At 67.4% G+C, this 14,260-nt stretch carries 13 protein-coding genes; 7 read left to right on the top strand and 6 right to left on the bottom strand.

Annotated features, from left to right (window positions below):
- From rpoZ to metK, 3 genes are all read left to right on the top strand, one after another.
- Positions 1–281 (top strand): DNA-directed RNA polymerase subunit omega (gene rpoZ / locus A5645_RS08300; RefSeq protein ID WP_065033803.1); only part of this gene is annotated, 281 nt, incomplete at its 5' end.
- Positions 282–297: 16 nt separating this feature from the next.
- Entirely contained in the window at positions 298–1,569 is a 1,272-nt protein-coding gene (gene coaBC / locus A5645_RS08295; protein ID WP_065033802.1) for a bifunctional phosphopantothenoylcysteine decarboxylase/phosphopantothenate--cysteine ligase CoaBC, read from the top strand.
- Between the two features lie 125 nt (positions 1,570–1,694).
- A complete protein-coding gene (gene metK, locus A5645_RS08290) occupies positions 1,695–2,906 on the top strand; it encodes a methionine adenosyltransferase (protein ID WP_065119402.1) in 1,212 nt (403 codons plus the stop codon).
- A 70-nt stretch (positions 2,907–2,976) separates the two neighbouring features.
- On the opposite strand, the gene A5645_RS08285 is transcribed toward metK, so the two are convergent.
- Together A5645_RS08285 and A5645_RS26945 are read right to left on the bottom strand one after the other, a co-directional pair.
- On the bottom strand, positions 2,977–3,489 hold the full coding sequence (locus A5645_RS08285) for a pyridoxamine 5'-phosphate oxidase family protein (protein ID WP_253866876.1): 513 nt from the start codon (positions 3,487–3,489) through the stop codon (positions 2,977–2,979).
- Positions 3,405–4,688 (bottom strand): alkane 1-monooxygenase, encoded by a 1,284-nt coding sequence (locus tag A5645_RS26945; RefSeq protein ID WP_253866874.1) that lies wholly within the window; start codon positions 4,686–4,688, stop codon positions 3,405–3,407. The genes A5645_RS08285 and A5645_RS26945 overlap by 85 nt, the downstream gene beginning before the upstream one ends.
- 150 nt (positions 4,689–4,838) lie before the next feature.
- Between A5645_RS26945 and A5645_RS08280 the strand changes: the two genes are divergently transcribed.
- Entirely contained in the window at positions 4,839–6,488 is a 1,650-nt protein-coding gene (locus A5645_RS08280) for a GMC oxidoreductase (RefSeq protein ID WP_065129172.1), read from the top strand.
- A gap of 4 nt (positions 6,489–6,492) precedes the next feature.
- Here the strand turns inward: A5645_RS08280 and A5645_RS08275 are convergent, their stop codons facing one another.
- The 3 genes from A5645_RS08275 to A5645_RS08265 all read right to left on the bottom strand — a co-directional run bounded on the left by A5645_RS08275 (position 6,493) and on the right by A5645_RS08265 (position 9,993).
- Entirely contained in the window at positions 6,493–7,977 is a 1,485-nt protein-coding gene (locus A5645_RS08275; protein ID WP_065129171.1) for a flavin-containing monooxygenase, read from the bottom strand.
- Between the two features lie 70 nt (positions 7,978–8,047).
- Positions 8,048–9,010, bottom strand: coding sequence for an alpha/beta hydrolase (locus A5645_RS08270; RefSeq protein ID WP_065129191.1), 963 nt, complete (start codon positions 9,008–9,010; stop codon positions 8,048–8,050).
- Positions 9,011–9,033: 23 nt separating this feature from the next.
- Positions 9,034–9,993 (bottom strand): alpha/beta hydrolase, encoded by a 960-nt coding sequence (locus A5645_RS08265; protein WP_065033797.1) that lies wholly within the window; start codon positions 9,991–9,993, stop codon positions 9,034–9,036.
- On the opposite strand from A5645_RS08265, the gene A5645_RS08260 reads away from it, so the two are divergent.
- From A5645_RS08260 to A5645_RS08250, 3 genes are all read left to right on the top strand, one after another.
- Positions 9,992–10,738 (top strand): lysoplasmalogenase, encoded by a 747-nt coding sequence (locus tag A5645_RS08260; RefSeq protein ID WP_065033796.1) that lies wholly within the window; start codon positions 9,992–9,994, stop codon positions 10,736–10,738. The genes A5645_RS08265 and A5645_RS08260 overlap by 2 nt on opposite strands.
- Positions 10,739–10,857: 119 nt before the next feature.
- Positions 10,858–12,813: a primosomal protein N' gene (locus A5645_RS08255; protein ID WP_065129190.1), complete on the top strand. Its 1,956-nt coding sequence runs from the start codon at positions 10,858–10,860 to the stop codon at positions 12,811–12,813.
- 101 nt (positions 12,814–12,914) lie between these two features.
- Positions 12,915–13,400, top strand: a complete 486-nt coding sequence (locus A5645_RS08250; protein ID WP_065033795.1) for a MarR family transcriptional regulator — start codon at positions 12,915–12,917, stop codon at positions 13,398–13,400.
- 15 nt (positions 13,401–13,415) lie between these two features.
- Here A5645_RS08250 and A5645_RS08245 read toward each other — a convergent pair whose 3' ends face one another.
- On the bottom strand, positions 13,416–14,240 hold the full coding sequence (locus A5645_RS08245) for a class I SAM-dependent methyltransferase (protein WP_065129170.1): 825 nt from the start codon (positions 14,238–14,240) through the stop codon (positions 13,416–13,418).
- Positions 14,241–14,260 lie beyond the last annotated feature (20 nt).

The raw sequence follows: 14,260 nt of genomic DNA, 5'->3' as shown, positions 1-14,260 counted from the left end.
AGTTCGATCCCGCAGCGGGAGGGGCAGGCGCCTACGACACCCCGCTGGGCATCACCAACCCGCCCATCGACGAGCTGCTGGATCGCGTCTCGAGCAAGTACGCGCTGGTGATTTACGCGGCCAAGCGGGCCCGGCAGATCAACGACTACTACAACCAGCTCGGCGAGGGCATCCTCGAGTACGTCGGTCCGCTGGTCGAGCCGGGACTGCAGGAGAAGCCGCTTTCGATCGCCATGCGCGAAATCCACGCTGACCTGCTCGAACACACCGAGGGCGAGTAACGGACCGGGGCTGGCCGTGGACGAGGAGCGCAGCAAGCGGGTCCCCAAGCGGGTCGTAGTCGGCGTCTCCGGCGGTATCGCGGCGTACAAGGCCTGCACCGTTGTCCGTCAGCTCGCTGAAGCCGGCCATTCGGTGCGGGTCATCCCCACCGAGTCCGCGCTCCGCTTCGTCGGGGCCGCCACGTTCGAGGCGCTGTCCGGCGCGCCGGTGCACACCGGCGTCTTCCAGGACGTTCCTGAGGTGCCGCACGTGCGGCTCGGCCAGCAGGCCGACTTGGTGGTGGTCGCGCCGGCCACCGCCGATCTGCTGGCCCGCGCCGTGGCCGGCCGCGCCGACGACCTGCTCACCGCCACCCTGTTGACCGCCCGATGTCCGGTGATGTTCGCCCCGGCCATGCACACCGAGATGTGGCTGCACCCGGCCACCGTGGACAACGTCGCCACCCTGCGCCGCCGTGGCGCCGTCGTGCTCGAACCGGCCTCCGGCCGTCTCACCGGCTCCGACAGCGGCGCCGGCCGGCTGCCGGAGGCCGAGGAGATCACCACGCTGGCCCACCTGCTGCTCGAGCGTCACGACGCGCTGCCGCACGACCTTGCCGGGTGCCGGGTGCTGGTGACCGCCGGTGGCACCCGCGAGGCGATCGACCCCGTCCGCTTCATCGGTAACCGCAGCTCCGGAAAGCAGGGCTACGCCGTCGCTCGCGTCGCCGCGCAGCGCGGCGCCGAGGTCACCCTGATTGCCGGCCACACCGCCGGGCTGATCGATCCGGCCGGCGTCAACGTGGTGCACGTCAGCTCGGCCGAGCAACTCGGTGACGCCGTGTCCAAGCACGCGCCGGAGGCGAATGTGCTGGTGATGGCCGCGGCCGTCGCCGACTTCCGACCCACCGAGATCGCCACCGCGAAGATCAAGAAGAGCCCCGACTCCCAGGTTGGGCCGCCGCCGATCCAGCTGGTGCGCAACGACGACGTACTCGCCAACGCGGTGCAGGCCCGCTCCCACGGGCAGCTGCCCAACATGCGAGCCATCGTCGGGTTCGCGGCCGAGACCGGCGACGCCAACGGGGACGTGCTCTTCCACGCCCGCGCGAAGTTGCGGCGCAAGGGCTGCGATCTCCTGGTGGTCAACGCCGTCGGCGAGGGCAGGGCATTTGAGGTGGACAGCAATGACGGCTGGCTGCTGGCGGCGAATGGGACCGAGTCGGCGTTGCAGCACGGCTCCAAGACGCTGATGGCAAGCCGTATCGTTGATGCAATCTCCACGTTTCTGCACGGGGACGTCGGATAGCGTGTGTCGGGCAGCGTTGCCCGACCGAATTTGCAAACGCCAGGCATAGCCGGTTGAGTAAGACTGAAAAAAATAATTCGCCTAACTAACATCTGTGGCGAGCGGGATCTGGAAGGACGTACAGGGTGAGCGAGAAGGGTCGGCTATTTACCAGTGAGTCGGTGACTGAGGGACATCCCGACAAGATCTGTGACGCGATCAGCGACTCGGTGCTCGACGCGCTGCTAGCGGGTGACCCGCGCTCCCGGGTGGCGGTCGAGACGCTGGTGACCACTGGGCAGGTCCACGTGGTGGGCGAGGTGACCACCTCGGCCAAGGAGGCGTTCGCCGACATCACCAACACGGTGCGCGCCCGGATTCTGGACATCGGCTACGACTCGTCGGACAAGGGCTTCGACGGTGCCTCCTGCGGGGTCAACATCGGCATCGGCGCCCAGTCGCCCGACATCGCTCAGGGCGTCGACACCGCGCATGAGGCTCGGGTCGAGGGTGCCGCCGACCCGCTGGACTCGCAGGGCGCCGGCGACCAGGGGTTGATGTTCGGCTACGCCATCAACGACACCCCGGAGCTGATGCCCCTGCCGATCGCGCTCGCGCACCGGCTGTCGCGGAAGCTGACCGAGGTCCGCAAGAACGGCACGCTGCCGTACCTGCGCCCGGACGGCAAGACGCAGGTCACCATCGCCTACGAGGACAACGTGCCGGTGCGGCTGGACACCGTGGTGGTCTCCACCCAGCACGCCGACGGCATCGACCTGGAAAAGACGCTGGACCCTGACATTCGCCAACACGTCCTCGGGACGGTGCTTGAGGAGTTGGCCCACGAGACGCTGGACTCGTCCGGCACCCGGGTGCTGGTCAACCCGACGGGCAAGTTCGTGCTGGGTGGACCGATGGGCGACGCGGGCCTGACCGGGCGCAAGATCATCGTCGACACCTACGGCGGCTGGGCCCGTCACGGCGGCGGCGCCTTCTCCGGCAAGGACCCGTCGAAGGTGGACCGGTCGGCCGCCTACGCGATGCGCTGGGTCGCCAAGAACGTCGTCGCCGCCGGCCTCGCCGAGCGGGTCGAGGTGCAGGTGGCTTACGCCATCGGCAAGGCGGCCCCGGTCGGGCTGTTCGTCGAGACGTTCGGCTCCGAGGCCGTCGACCCGGTCAAGATCGAGAAGGCCATCGGCGAGGTGTTCGACCTGCGACCAGGCGCGATCATCCGTGACCTGAACCTGCTGCAGCCGATCTACGCGCAGACCGCCGCCTACGGGCACTTCGGGCGTACCGATGTCGAGTTGCCGTGGGAGCAGCTGGACAAGGTCGACGACCTCAAGAGCGCCATTTAACTGGCGCGAGCAGACGCAAAAGCCCCCGACACGCCGAGCGTGCGGGGGCTTTTGCGTCTGCTCGCGCGGGCTACTGGACCACCGGCGGCAGTGGGTGGTCCGGGTCCAGCCCAGGTAGGCCGTCGATGCTCTGCCGGTTGCGCACCACGGTGCGCTGATACCCCTCGTCGGGTTGCTTGGCGTGATAGGTGTCCAGCACCGGCCGCTCGTCGACGAGCTCGTAGTAGGGCACCGAGAACCCGCAGGCGTCCGCGATTCGCTCCAGGTCCACCACGATGGCGGCCCGCACGCCGGGATGCAGGCGGTCGAAATGTGCTCGCACCCGGTCGAATTCGCCGTCATCAGGGCGGACCACCCGGCCGGTGCCGAACAGCCGCAGGATGCGCGAGTTGCGGGTGAACGAGACGAACATGATGGTGATGCGGCCGTTGTCACGCAGATGCGCGATGGTTTCGACGCCGCTGCCGAACAGGTCGAGGTAGGCGACGGTGTGGTCGTCTAGCACGGCGAACGTGTCGCTGTATCCCTTGGGCGAGAGGTTGACTCGGCCACCCTCGGTAGGCGCGGTCGCCACGAAGAACATGGCCTGTTCAGCAATGAAGTCGCGGAGCGAGTCGTCGATTCGCGAAAATTCTTTCGCCACCGTGTGAGCGTAGCGTTGGCCGGCGACTGATCCGGCTTGAGTGCGGTCAACTCGATCCGGCCCTGATAAAAGGCGAGCACCCGCGGATCCATCACGCGCCGCCAGATCGGCGGCAGCATGGCCAGCAGCACCATCGCGCTGTAGCCCGTCGGCAGTTGCGGCGCCTCGTCCACGCCGCGCAGCGCCTGGTAGCGCCGCAACGGGTTGGCGTGATGATCGGAATGGCGCTGCAGATGGAAGAGGAAGACATTCGCGATCACCGTGTTGCTGTTCCAGCTGTGCGACGGCCGCACCCGCTCGTAACGACCGCTGGGCAGCAACCGGCGGCGCAGTCCGTAGTGCTCGGTGTAGTTGACCGTTTCCAGCAGTGCGATGCCCACCACCGCCTGACCGATCAGCCAGGGCAGGACGACGGGCCGAAACCAGACGGCCAGGATGGTGAGCAGGACGGCGCTGATCAGCCAGGCGTTGAGCACCTCGTTGCGCAATGTCCAGCGTGATTTGCCGAGCCTGTTCAGTCGCTGAGCCTCCAGATTCCATGCGGAACGCACCCCGCCGAGGACCGACCGGGGGATGAACGCGTAGAGGCTCTCGCCGAATCGCGCGCTGGCGGGGTCCTGCGGTGTAGCCACGCGGACGTGGTGTCCGCGGTTGTGTTCGACGTAGAAGTGCCCGTAGCAAGTTTGCGCCAACGCGATCTTGGACAGGCGACGTTCGGTCTGCTCGCGGGTGTGACCGAGATCGTGGGCGGCGTTGATGGCCAGGCCGCCGATCAGCCCTACCGTCAGCATCAGGCCCAGCTTGTCCACGAAAGTCATTGCGACCCAACCGCCCCCGCTCCAGAGCCAGCAGGCCAGGACCACCGAGCCGTACTGGTTGGGCAGGTAGAGATAGGTTATGCAGCGGTAGTAGCGGTCGTTCTCCAGTCGCGCCAGCACGCTGTCCGGGGGACTGCTGGCATCCGGCCCGATCCAGTGATCGAGGACGGGGATGACCCCGAACGCCAACACGGGCCCGAGCCACCAGAACGCGCCCACACCGGTGACCTTGACCAGAAGCCATGACACGGCCACCAATCCCGGTACCGCCGCTCCCAGCAGCCAGAGATATCGCTTGGGGTCCCGCCAACCCTCACTCAAGGCCGCGCCGGATCGCCCCTGCGTGATTTCACAGGGACGTGATTGCGATGCTTGTGATGTCTCCCCACCCATAGAATACTCTATTCCCGTACCTATAGTACGGTTAAACTTGTTTTTGGTTAACAATGGTTGGCTTGCTGGGGGGCAGTCATGAGCCAGAAAAACGGACCGCGGAACACCTTGTCCCGTCGGCGATTCCTGGGGGCAGCCGCTGGGATCGCCGTGGGCGCGCTCGGGACCGGCGCCGTTGAGTTCGCGATGCGCCGCGATCAGGTCGGTTCCCGGCCGAAGGCGCACTATCGGGCCATCGTGGTCGGCAGTGGTTATGGCGGCGGAGTGTCCGCCTTACGACTGGGGCAAGCCGGCATCGATACCTTGGTTCTGGAACGGGGCAGGTGGTGGGACGCCGCCGACACCGATGGAAAACGCTTCTCGCGCATGCTGCCCGCCGACAACCGGGCGGGCTGGTTCACCGACGTGCCACCCAGTCTGGTCCCGTCGTTCCGCGGCGTGTCGATGGAGCAAGTCGCCAAGCATGCGCCGTCGCAACAGCCGATACAGGCGGGTATCTGCGACAAGGTGGTGCACGGAGCGCACACGGTGTTCCGCGGAATGGGTGTCGGCGGTGGGTCTCTGGTCAACGCGGCCATTGCCGCGATACCCACCGAGGCGCAGTTGCGCGCCGCGTTCCCCGACATCGCCCCTTCCGTTTTTCTGGGCACCTACATCGAACGCGCGAAGGCCATGCTGCGCATCAGCTATCGCGACATGGACTGGTTCGAACAGACGCCCTATTATCAATACGCAAGGGTAGGAAGACAATACGCGGCGGCGGCGGGCTACGGCGTCGACTACAACGGCAGCGCCTACTCGTTCGACTACATGAGAAAGGAAGAGGCGGGCCAGGTTCCACGATCGGCACTCGATTTCGAACAGCAGTACGGCAACAACTACGGCCGGATCGGCAGCGTCGATCAGACCTATATCGCAGCGGCGCTGGCAACCGGAAAGGTCACCCTCAAGCCGCTGACGGCGGTCACCGGGATCCGTCGGGAGCGATCCGGTGAGTACGTGGTGTCCACCCGTGAGATCGACCGGTTCGGCAAGGAGCTGCGCCGTGACGAGATCGGTTGCGATGAGCTGTATCTCAGCGCCGGGGTACTGGGTACCGCCGAACTGCTGCTAAGGGCCCGTGAGACGGGGACACTGCCGGACCTCAGCCTGGAGATCGGCCGTGGTTACGGCAACAACGGCGACATCATGGTCGCTCACATGCTGCAACCCGCTGATCCCGCCGGCACCCGCCAGTCGCTGCTGGGAATGATCAACCTCGATGGCCGCGACGACCCGGACAACCCGGTGTATGCCAGCATGTTCTCGCTGCCGCTCCCGGTCGAGACCTATGCGCTGGGTTACTACGTCATGGTCCGCACCGGCGATCGTGCCGACATCGTCTACAACCGCCCCTCGGACACGGTCGCCATCGACTGGCCGGAGGACCACACCGAACACTTGCGCGTGCGGGCGGCCAAAGTATTCGACAGGGTCACCCACGCCAACGGCGTGGACTACCGGGACGACTTGTTCGAGGGAAAAGTGTTCGCACCCCACACCGTCCATCCCATGGGTGGAGTGGTGCGGGGCAGGGCAACGGACGGCTACGGCCGGGTCAACGGCTATACCAAGTTGTACGTTAACGACGCGTCGCTGCTGCCGGGCTACCTTGGCTGCAACCCGTTCATGACCATCACCGCGCTGGCCGAGCGCAATATGGAAGGGATTCTGCAGGGTCGCAAATAAGCGCTCAGGCGGTGAACCGGTAGTCGTTCAAATCGAATCGCCTACTGCGCCAATAGGCTTCGACAGTGGTGGTAGGCCGGATGGGGACGTCGCCGTTCTTGTCGAAGTAGTAGCTGTTGGCCAGCCGGCAGCTGTCCTGCCAGAAGATCTGCCGATGCCGTTTGCGCATCATCTCGGCGAAGTACCGGCTGTTGGCCTGCTCGGTCACCTCGACGCGGATGGCGCCCTCGCGGCGGGCGCGGCTGAGGCAGCGCACGATGTGGTGGGTCTGGGTCTCGATCAACGCGAAATACGAGGAACCGACGTAGCCGTAGGGGCCGAACCCGGTGAACATGTTCGGGAAGCCGGGAACGCTGACTCCCTCGTAGGCCTGCAGCCGATGCTCGTCCCAGAAGCGGCTCAACGACCGGCCGCCGCTCCCGGTCACGGCATAGGTGGGCACGTTGTCGGTGTCCATCACCTTGAAGCCGGTCGCCAGAATCAGCACATCGATCTCGTGGTGCTCGCCGTCGGTCGTGGCCACCGCGCCCGGCGTGATCTTGTCGATCGGTTCGGTCACCAGCCGCACGTTGTCGCGGTTGAACGTGGACAGGTAGGTGTTGTGGAAGCCTGGGCGCTTACAGCCCACGGCGTATTGCGGGGTGAGCTTTTCTCGCACGTCGGGGTCGTTCACCTGCTGGCGGAGGTAGCGACGGCCCTCGGCCGCCATCCTCTTGGCCAGCGGGAAAACCGTGAAGTAGTGGGCAGAGATCGGGAACGTCAACTCCACGAACGCCTGGCTGAGCAGCCGCTGCAGCAGTTTGCCGCCCGGTATCCGCATGGCCCAGCGAGCCGCGGTCGGCAGTGGCACGTCGAACTTCGGAAAACACCAGATCGGGGTCCGCTGAAACACGGTGAGCTGGGAGACGATCGGCGCGATCTCCGGAATCACCTGCACCGCCGAAGCGCCGGTCCCGATGATCGCGACCCGCTTGCCGGTCAGGTCTTGGCTGTGGTCCCACCGCGCGGTGTGCATGGTGATGCCGTCGAACGAGTCGACCCCGTCGATGTCGGGCAGATTCGGCACGGTCAGCACGCCGCTCGCGCTGATCAGGAATCTGGCGGTGATCTCGCCACCCGGGTCGGTCTGTATCCGCCACCAGCCGCGCTCGTCATCGAATTCGGCGGAGATGACCTTGGTGTTGAACCGGATCCGCGATCGGATGCCGTACTTGTCGACGCAGTGTTCGGCGTACGCCTTGAGTTCGCCGCCGGGGGCGTAGGTGCGCGACCAGTTCGGGCTCTGCTCGAAGGAGAACTGGTAGGAGAACGAGGGGATGTCCACCGCGATGCCGGGGTAGGTGTTCCAGTGCCAGGTGCCGCCGACCCCATCGCCGGCCTCGACGACCAGGTAATCGCTGAATCCCGCTTGATCGAGTTTGATTGCGCTGCCGATGCCGGAGAATCCGGCGCCGACGATGACAACGTGGTGATCGGGCGCGGTAGGCATGGCGGTACCCCTCTTGCATCCCTTGTAGGAGGTTTACCCCAACATACTGCGCCTGCCGGGCGGGCCCGCTCTACGGATACAGCGCCTTCTTCAGCGCCGCGAGCCCGCGATTGGTGGCCTCGGCGGCGGCCGGCACCACCAGCGCGAAGCTGGCGTAGCCGTGCACCATGTTCGGCTCGTTGCTCCACTCCACGGGAACCCCAGCGGCCGTGAGCAATTCCGCGTAGCGCGCGCCGTCGTCGCGCAGTGGATCGTGTTCGGCAGTGCCGATGAAGGCCGGCGGTAGACCAGACAACTGACCGTTGCCCGGAGCCAGATTGGCGGGCAACGTGGTGTGGTCGCTCAGGTCGAGGTCGGGGATGTACCACTGCAAGAACGCGTCGATGACGTCGCCGTCCAGGATGGGTGCGGTGGCGTTCTGGGTGAACGACGGCAGCGTCCGGTCGCCGATGCAGGACGGATACCACAGCAGCTGGAAAACCAGATTGGGCCCGCCGGCGTCCCGGGCGAGCTGAGCCATCACGGCCGAGATGTTGCCGCCGGCTGAATCACCGGCCACCGCAATGCGATTGGGGTCGCCGCCGAGTTCTGCCGCATTCTCGCCGACCCAACGCAAAGCCGCCCAGCTGTCATTGACGCCCGCCGGGAACGGGTGTTCGGGCGCGAGTCGATAGTCCACCGCGACCACGATGGCCTCCGCGCCCACCGCGTGAGCTCGCGCGACGTGGTCGTGGGTGTCCAGGCTTCCGAGTGCCCAGCCGCCGCCGTGGTAGAAGACGACCACTGGCAGACCGTCCTGCGCCGCGGTGGGTGGCCAGTAGATCCGAACCGGGATGTCCTGATGCTGCCCATAACTGATGCGCCGGTCCTCGATTCGCAGATCGGGCAACAGTTCGGGAGGTGCCTTCAGCGCAGCCAGGCGTGCGCGGGCGACCTCGACGCCGTCGGCCGCGGTGAAGGTCATCGGCACGGCGTCGAGCAGCATCTTCAGCAGGGGATCGATTTCGGCTCGGTCAGACGTGGACTGCGTCATGCAATTACCGTACGCAATCCCGGTCACTGTCCGTGTAGCGCAACGCGCAACGCTGTCAGCCCGCGGTCCATCGCGTCGGTGGCGGCTGGTACCACGCCCGCGTAACCGACGTAACCGTGCACCATCGTCTCGGCGTTGTGCACCTGCACCGGGACACCGGCGCCCGCCAGCAACTCGCCGTAGCGGATGCCGTCGTCCCGCAGCGGGTCGTAGCCGGCGACGGCGATGTAGGCGGCGGGCAGACCGGAGAGGTCGTCGGCTCGGCCCGGTGCCATGGCCGCCGGCGGGTTGGACATGTCGACATCGCCTGCGTACCAACGGGAGAAGTCGGCGATGGCCTTGGCGTCCAGGATCTGCGCGCTGGCGTTCTCGGTGAACGACGGCAGTGTCGGGTCCCACATCGTGGAGGGGTACCACAACAACTGGAACACGATAGTCGGTGCACCTTCGTCACGGGCTCGCTGGGCGATCGCCGCCGCGATCGTGCCGCCGGCCGAGTCCCCGGCCAGCGCGATACGTGAGGTATCGGCACCGATCTCGGCTCCGTGGTCGGCCACCCATTTCGTTGCGGCCCAAGCATCCTCGATCGCGGCGGGATAAGGGTGCTCCGGTGCCAGGCGGTAGTCGACGGACACGACGATCGCGTCGGCGCCGACGGCGTGCTGGCGCGACGTGCCGTCATGGGTATCCAGGTCGCCCATCACGAAGCCGCCGCCGTGGAAGAACAACACCACCGGCACAGAATCGGATTCGTTTGGCGGCCAATAGATCCGAATGGCGATCGGGCCGCCTGGGCCGTCGATCTTGCGGTCCTCAACCCGAAGCTCGGGATGCAGCGGCCGGCGCGGCAGGTCCCGCAACCGCTGCCGAACTGCGACGATTCCATCCTCGGTTGATAGCCGAAACGGAACCGCATCCAGTACCTTCAGCAGGATGGGATCGACTCCGGGGCGCTCATCGGCGGTGTTGTCCAAACTGGGCATGGAGGTACCGTACGCATCGCGTCTCATGGTCGGCGCATGGGTGGCTGCCTGCTGGGCGGGTATCGCCTACGGCGTGTATTTGACGGTGATCGCGCTGCGCACCCCGCCGGGCAGCGAACTGACCGGGCACTGGGTGCTGCAACCGCTGTTCAAAGCGTCGATGGCGCTGTTGCTGGCGGTCGCCGCGGCTGCGCATCCGGTGGCCCGGGAGCGGCGGTGGCTGGTACCTGCGTTGCTGTTCTCCGCCGCCGGGGACTGGCTGTTGGCCCTGCCCTGGTGGGCGATGTCGTTCGTGCTGGGATTGGGCTCGTTTTTGCTGGCGCACATCTGTTTCCTCGGTGCGCTGCTGCCACACGCTGCGCCGTCGCGTACCCGCGTCGCGGCCGCGGTGGTGATGGTGCTGGCGACGGCATCGATGCTGGTCTGGTTCTGGCCCCACCTGAACACCGGCAAGGAGAACCTGACGATCCCGGTGACGGTCTATATCACCGTGCTCAGCGCGATGGTGTGCGCGGCGCTGCTGGCCCGTCTGCCCACGATCTGGACCGCGGTCGGTGCGGTGTGCTTCGCCGCGTCGGACTCGATGATCGCGATCAGCAGGTTCATCCTCGGCAACGAGGCGCTGGCGGTGCCGATCTGGTGGTCCTATGCCGCCGCCGAAATCCTGATCACGGCCGGATTCTTCTTCGGTCGCGATGACCTGGCCCACAAGTCAGAAAGCGTTTCAGACGCTGCCGAGAGCTGATTGTCGGTCGGTGCAGCTACGGTGTGCCCACATTGACTAGAAAAGTGTTGGGGTCCAGCGTGTCTGGCGGTTCCGTCAGCGCCACAGCAGAGGTGGAGCCGATCGCTCGGGTGCTGCCGATGCTCTCGGTGCCCCACCTCGATCGGGACTTCGACTATCTGGTGTCGCCGGAGCAGTCCGACGACGCCCAGCCGGGTGTGCGGGTGCGGGTGCGCTTCCACGGCCGGCTGGTCGACGGGTTCGTACTGGAGCGGCGCAACGACACCGACCATCAGGGCAAGCTCGGCTGGCTCGACCGGGTGGTGTCCGCGGAGCCGGTCCTCACGCCGGAAATACGCCGACTGGCCGAAGCCGTCGCGGCACGCTACGCCGGCACCCGCCCGGACGTATTGCGGCTAGCGGTGCCCCCACGGCACGCCCGGGTGGAAAAAGAGCAGTTCAAGGCGGTGCCGCGGCCGCTGGTGGCGCCAGTGGACCCGGCGGGCTGGGAAACCTACAACCGCGGTGGCCCGTTCCTGGCCGCGTTGGCCGAGTCCCGGGCTGCCCGGGCGGTGTGGCAGGCGCTCCCGGGCGAGCAGTGGGTGGACCGATTCGCCGAGGCGGCCGCGCAGACTGTGGCGGCGGGGCGATCGGTCCTGGCTATCGTGCCCGACCAGCGCGACCTGGACGCGTTGTGGCAAGCGGCCGTCGCTCGGGTGGGCCAGGACAGCGTGGTGGCCCTGTCCGCCGGGCTCGGGCCCGCCGCCCGTTACCGGCGGTGGCTGGCGGTGCTGCGGGGCAGCGCGCGGGTGGTCCTCGGCACCCGCAGCGCGGTGTTCGCACCGGTCAGTGAACTCGGGCTGGTCATGGTCTGGTCCGACGCCGACGACAACCTGGCCGAGCCGCGGGCGCCGTATCCGCACGCCCGCGAGGTGGCGATGCTGAGGGCGCATCAGGCGCGCTGCGCGTCGCTGATCGGCGGCTACGCCCGCACCGCCGAGGCTCAGGCATTGGTGCGCAGCGGGTGGGCGCACGACATTGTCGCGGCTCGGCCGGTGGTGCGGGCCCGGACACCGCGCGTGGTCGCCCTGGATGACAGCGGCTACGCGGACGAGCGCGACCCGGCGGCGCGGACCGCCCGGCTGCCGTCCATCGCGTTGCGCGCCGCGCGATCCGCGCTGGACGCCGGCGCCCCGGTGCTGGTGCAGGTGCCACGTCGGGGATATGTGCCCTCGCTGGCCTGCGCGCGCTGCCGGGCGATCGTCCGCTGCCGGCACTGCACCGGCCCGCTGGCATTGCAGGAGCGGGAAACCAGTGCGGCATGCCGGTGGTGTGGCCGGGTCGACCCGGCGCTGCGCTGCGCGCGGTGCGGATCTGATGCTGTGCGGGCCGTCGTCGTCGGCGCCCGGCGCACCGCCGAAGAGCTGGGTCGGGCCTTCCCGGGCACGCCCGTGGTGACGTCGGCCGGTGACGCCGTCGTCTCGGAGGTACCCGACAAGCCCGCATTGGTGGTGGCCACGCCGGGCGCCGAACCATGCGCGGCGCGCGGGTACGGGGCGGCGCTGCTGCTGGACACCTGGGCGCTGCTGGGTCGGCAGGATCTGCGCGCGGCCGAGGATGCCCTATGGCGCTGGATGAGTGCTGCCGCGCTGGTGCGGTCCCGGCGTGACGGTGGCGTGGTGACCGTGGTCGCCGAATCTTCGCTTCCCACAGTGCAATCGCTGATTCGATGGGACCCAGTCGGCCACGCCGACGGCGAACTCACGGCCCGCGCCGAGGTGGGCCTGCCGCCGAGCGTGCACATCGCCGCCCTCGACGGCCCCGCCGACGCGGTGACCGCGCTCCTGAACGAGGCACGGCTGACTCACCAGGAGGGATTGGACGCGGAGCTACTGGGCCCAGTCGACCTGCCCGCGGGCGCGCGCCGCCCGGCAGGCACGGCCGGCGATGCCACCGTGATCCGGATGCTGGTGCGGGTGCGTCGCGACCAGGGCCTTCGACTGGCGGCGGCGCTGCGTGCGGCGGTCGGTGTGCTCAGCGCGAGACAAACCCAGGCGCCGGTGCGGGTGCAGATCGACCCACTGCACATCGGGTGACCTTGCGCATATCGATACACCTAGGAAACAATCAATGCCTACGATAGTAGAGCGCTGTTATGCTTCGCCCCGCTAGCGAAGCTCCGGGGAAGGGGGCGCAAATGGCAGCCGAGAACCTCACGACGGCCGACGAGTCGCTCGACATGATCACCGATGCATTGCTGACCGCCTCGCGGTTGTTGGTCGGCATCTCAGCGCATTCGATTGCCCAGGTCGACGACAGCCTGACCATCCCTCAGTTCCGCACGCTGGTGATCCTGTCCAATCGGGGTCCGATAAACCTGGCCACTCTGGCGACCCTGTTGGGGGTGCAGCCGTCGGCGACCGGCCGGATGGTCGATCGGCTCGTCGGTGCGGGCATGATCGACCGGCTGCCGCACCCGACCTCGCGACGTGAGTTGCTCGCCGCGCTGACCAAGCGTGGCCGCGACGTGGTCGCGAAGGTGACCGCCTACCGGCGCGCCGAAATTGCTCGCATCGTCGAGCAGATGCCGGCGGCCGAACGCCAAGGACTGGTGCGCGCGCTGACGGCGTTCACCACCGCCGGCGGGGAACCCGACGCCCATATCGGACTCGACGAGATATAGGCGCCGGGCCGCACGCTAGCCCTTCTGGCAGGTGAGCAGCAGGTACTCCCACTCCATCACGCCGTTCGCCAGGTATTCGTCGGCGAGCTCGATGAGCTGGGCGTCCAGCTCGGCGGCCAGCACCGCGTTGCCGGCGATGTTGGTGTAGGCCTCGATCGTCGGGCCGTAGTTGTTCTTGAAGTAGTCGTGTACCGCCGCAGCGGTGTCGAACCGGGTGACCGGGAGCTGCCCACGGGACGTGGTGATGCCCACGACGCGATCACCCAGCAGCCCGCCGATATAGGCTTCCCGGCCCCACAGCGCCGAGGGCGGTAATGCCGACGACAGGCTGGGCCGATAGGGGCGGATGGTCGCCAGCATCCGGCCGAAGAATCCTTCGTGGGTCCAGCTGATCAGACCGATGGTCCCACCGGGCCGGCATACCCGGACCAACTCGTCGGCGGCGCGCTGGTGGTCCGGTGCGAACATCACTCCGATCGCCGAGATCACCATGTCAAAGGTGTTGGAGTCGAACGGTAGTGCTTGAGCGTTGGCTTCCCGGTACTGCAGGGTCAGGCCCTGCCGGGCGGCACGCGCCGCCGAGCGTTGCAACAGTTCGGGAGTGAGGTCGGTGGACACGACCGTCGCACCGGTCGCCGCTGCGGGCAGCGAGACATTTCCCGAGCCGGCGGCGACGTCGAGCACCTGGACTCCCGGTCCGACGCCCGCTGCGGTTACCAGGATGGGACCAAGCGGCGCCATCACCTCTTCGGCCATCAGCGCGTAATCGCCCAGCGCCCACATGGCCCGATGTGCGGCGGCCAGCGACTCGTCCGGATGGGTGTTCGTTGCGATGGTCATCGGTCCTCCTGAGGGGTAAA

The sequence above is a fragment of the Mycobacterium asiaticum genome (genome assembly GCF_001673635.1).
GTDB lineage: Bacteria > Actinomycetota > Actinomycetes > Mycobacteriales > Mycobacteriaceae > Mycobacterium > Mycobacterium asiaticum_C.
The sequence above is the reverse complement of the archived record's forward strand: the minus strand, read 5'-3'. Positions and strand labels throughout refer to the sequence as shown.

Coding starts and splice junctions, on each gene's coding strand:
- A5645_RS08285 (WP_253866876.1), bottom strand. CDS start 3,489: ATGTTCTTCGTGGCGACCGCGCCTACCGAGGGTGGCCGAGTCAACCTC.
- A5645_RS08280 (WP_065129172.1), top strand. CDS start 4,839: ATGAGCCAGAAAAACGGACCGCGGAACACCTTGTCCCGTCGGCGATTC.
- A5645_RS08275 (WP_065129171.1), bottom strand. CDS start 7,977: ATGCCTACCGCGCCCGATCACCACGTTGTCATCGTCGGCGCCGGATTC.
- A5645_RS08270 (WP_065129191.1), bottom strand. CDS start 9,010: ATGACGCAGTCCACGTCTGACCGAGCCGAAATCGATCCCCTGCTGAAG.
- A5645_RS08260 (WP_065033796.1), top strand. CDS start 9,992: ATGGAGGTACCGTACGCATCGCGTCTCATGGTCGGCGCATGGGTGGCT.
- A5645_RS08265 (WP_065033797.1), bottom strand. CDS start 9,993: ATGCCCAGTTTGGACAACACCGCCGATGAGCGCCCCGGAGTCGATCCC.
- A5645_RS08255 (WP_065129190.1), top strand. CDS start 10,858: ATGCTCTCGGTGCCCCACCTCGATCGGGACTTCGACTATCTGGTGTCG.
- A5645_RS08250 (WP_065033795.1), top strand. CDS start 12,915: ATGGCAGCCGAGAACCTCACGACGGCCGACGAGTCGCTCGACATGATC.
- A5645_RS08245 (WP_065129170.1), bottom strand. CDS start 14,240: ATGACCATCGCAACGAACACCCATCCGGACGAGTCGCTGGCCGCCGCA.